General features: G+C 56.7%; 2 protein-coding genes and 1 pseudogene. 1 reads left to right on the plus strand and 2 read right to left on the minus strand.

What is annotated here, in order from left to right; translation table 11 throughout:
* Together VGC62_RS26105 and VGC62_RS26110 are read right to left on the minus strand one after the other, a co-directional pair.
* On the minus strand, nucleotides 1–213 hold a 213-nt coding region (locus tag VGC62_RS26105), incomplete at its 3' end, for a class II aldolase/adducin family protein (RefSeq protein WP_331189969.1).
* A gap of 134 nt (nucleotides 214–347) precedes the next feature.
* Nucleotides 348–1,253 carry a LysR family transcriptional regulator gene (locus VGC62_RS26110; protein WP_331189970.1) on the minus strand — a complete coding sequence of 302 codons (906 nt, stop codon included), beginning with the start codon at nucleotides 1,251–1,253 and terminating at the stop codon, nucleotides 348–350.
* A gap of 400 nt (nucleotides 1,254–1,653) precedes the next feature.
* On the opposite strand from VGC62_RS26110, the pseudogene VGC62_RS26115 reads away from it, so the two are divergent.
* A pseudogene (locus tag VGC62_RS26115) lies at nucleotides 1,654–2,204 on the plus strand (cysteine dioxygenase); the annotation flags it as partial.

A 2,204-nucleotide genomic window follows, 5' to 3' on the forward strand; every position in this document is an offset into this window, starting at 1 on the left:
GAACAGCAGACCGAAGGGATTGATCAGGAAATGCTCTTCCGGCCCAGGCACACGTGCGGAAAAGTGCGTGTAAATATGATCGGTCCAGCGCTTGAGCGCAGCGATCCGATAAGCCGCCGCCAGTTTGACACGCACTTCCCATTCTTCAGGAGTGACACGGTCGCGGACGTCGCTGGATGGGGGATGCAGCGGTAAAGAACTGACGTTGCTCATGGTAGGACTCCCGGATGACTCATGTAGAGGTATCGAGGGAGCCTATGCGCATAAGAAAATGTTTAAAAATGACATTTTCTTCTAAGCTAATTATCAATAAATTTTATGATGAAAATAGACCTGACCGAACGGGCTCACGCCGCATCGCGCGCCTGCTTCAACGATTCGGCCACCAGACTGCCGAACGACGCCACCGGCCCTTGAAGATTGCCAAGAAAGCGCGGGTAGATCAGCCACAGATCCATCACTGGCTTGAAGTCCTTGAGCGGCACGACCGCCAGTTGATCGCGATGGGCGCTGCGCTCAAGCAGCGGACGCGGCACCAGGCCCAAGCCCATGCCGTCAGCCACCAGACCCAATTGCAGTTCGGTGCCGAAGGTTTCCAGATTGACCTTCAGGCTCAGCCCCAGATCGGCCAGTGTGCGTTGCAGCCCCGCGCGAAACCCACAGCCGTCCGGGTTCAGCACCCAGCCACGGTCATAGCAGTCGGCAAGCTTCATCGGCTTTTTCGGCAGGCTGGCCTTGTCGCAGACCACTACCAACTCCATCTTGCCGATGGATTCGCCGACGATGTTTTCCGGGAAAATCTTGCCAGCGGGAAACAACGCCGCCGCAGCGTCCAGTTCACCGTTCTCGATCTTGCCGATCAGATGACTGCCCCATCCCGTCACGACCTGCGCCCGCAGATCAGGAAACTGCCCGCGCAGGTGCTTAAGCGCGTCGAGCAACACCACGTCGCCAATGGTTTGCGGTACGCCCAGGCGCAGCAAACCGCTGGGCGGCGTGTCGGTGGCAACCAGTTCACGCAATGAGTCCATTTCCCTCAGAATCGCCAGGCACTTCTGATACACCTGAATGCCCATGGGCGTAGGTTTGAGCGGTTTGGTGTTGCGGTCGAACAACCCGACGCCCAGCGCCCGCTCAAAGTTCTGCACCCGACGAGTAATCGCCGGCTGCGTCAGATCCAGCGATTCAGCGGCATGGCTGATCGACTGACAGCGAATCACTGCCACGAAGGCATCGATATCATCAATTTTCATTCGGACCGCACATAGAAGATGGGGGACAAGATAGGCAAAAAGCATAATTCCAAATCGTAAATCTGGATAGCCCACAGATTTTCTGTAGGAGCGAACTTGTTCGCGAAGCTGGTACCTCGGCGTTACCTGACACTCCGCGTCGTGAGCTTCGCGGGCAAGCCTCGCTCCAACAGTTACCCTATCCCAAGCCAAACCCGATCCCCTGTTGGAGCGAACTTGTTCGCGAGGCGTTTGACCTGACACGCTCCAGAACCGCATCGCCAACAAGTTGGAGCGGTGCCACGATCGTAAAAAGAAATTAAAGACACTTTGGTTATAACCTAATCATTAAAAAGTAGCATATTAGCTCGTCACATTATGTTTATATTCATCCATGCCTCAATCAAGCGCTGGAACCGACATGACGCAAACCCGACACCCTGAGCGCCTGCGTGAATTCATCGACGCGCTCGCTGAATTGATCGACAGCAACCTTCGCGACGGCGACCTGCTGCACCGTGGAGGCAAGCTGCTGGGGCAACTGGTCAGCTTCGACGACTGGTTGCCAGATGAGTTCGCCGTCCCCGATCCGACCCGTTATCAACAATTTCTGCTGCACGCTGATTCGCGCCAGCGTTTCTCGATTGTGAGTTTCGTCTGGGGGCCAGGTCAGAGCACACCGATTCACGACCACGGGTCTGGGGCCTAATCGGCATGCTGCGCGGCGCCGAATACTCCCAGGGCTATGCCCGCAGCGCCGACGGCCGTCTGGAAAAAGAAGGCTCGGCGATTCGTCTGGAGCCTGGCCAGGTCGAAGCCCTGTCGCCTCGCAGCAACGACATCCATCAGGTGAGCAACGCTTTCGACGACCAAGTGTCGATCAGCGTCCACGTGTATGGCGCTAATATCGGGGCAGTCCGGCGCGCGGTGTATCAACCTGACGGCACTGAAAAACTGTTTATTTCCGGCTAC

This window comes from Pseudomonas sp. (genome assembly GCF_036404235.1).
Taxonomy (GTDB): domain Bacteria; phylum Pseudomonadota; class Gammaproteobacteria; order Pseudomonadales; family Pseudomonadaceae; genus Aquipseudomonas.

Excerpts from the sequence above, each read along its gene's own strand:
- VGC62_RS26110 (WP_331189970.1), bottom strand. The coding sequence starts at position 1,253 with ATGAAAATTGATGATATCGATGCCTTCGTGGCAGTGATTCGCTGTCAG.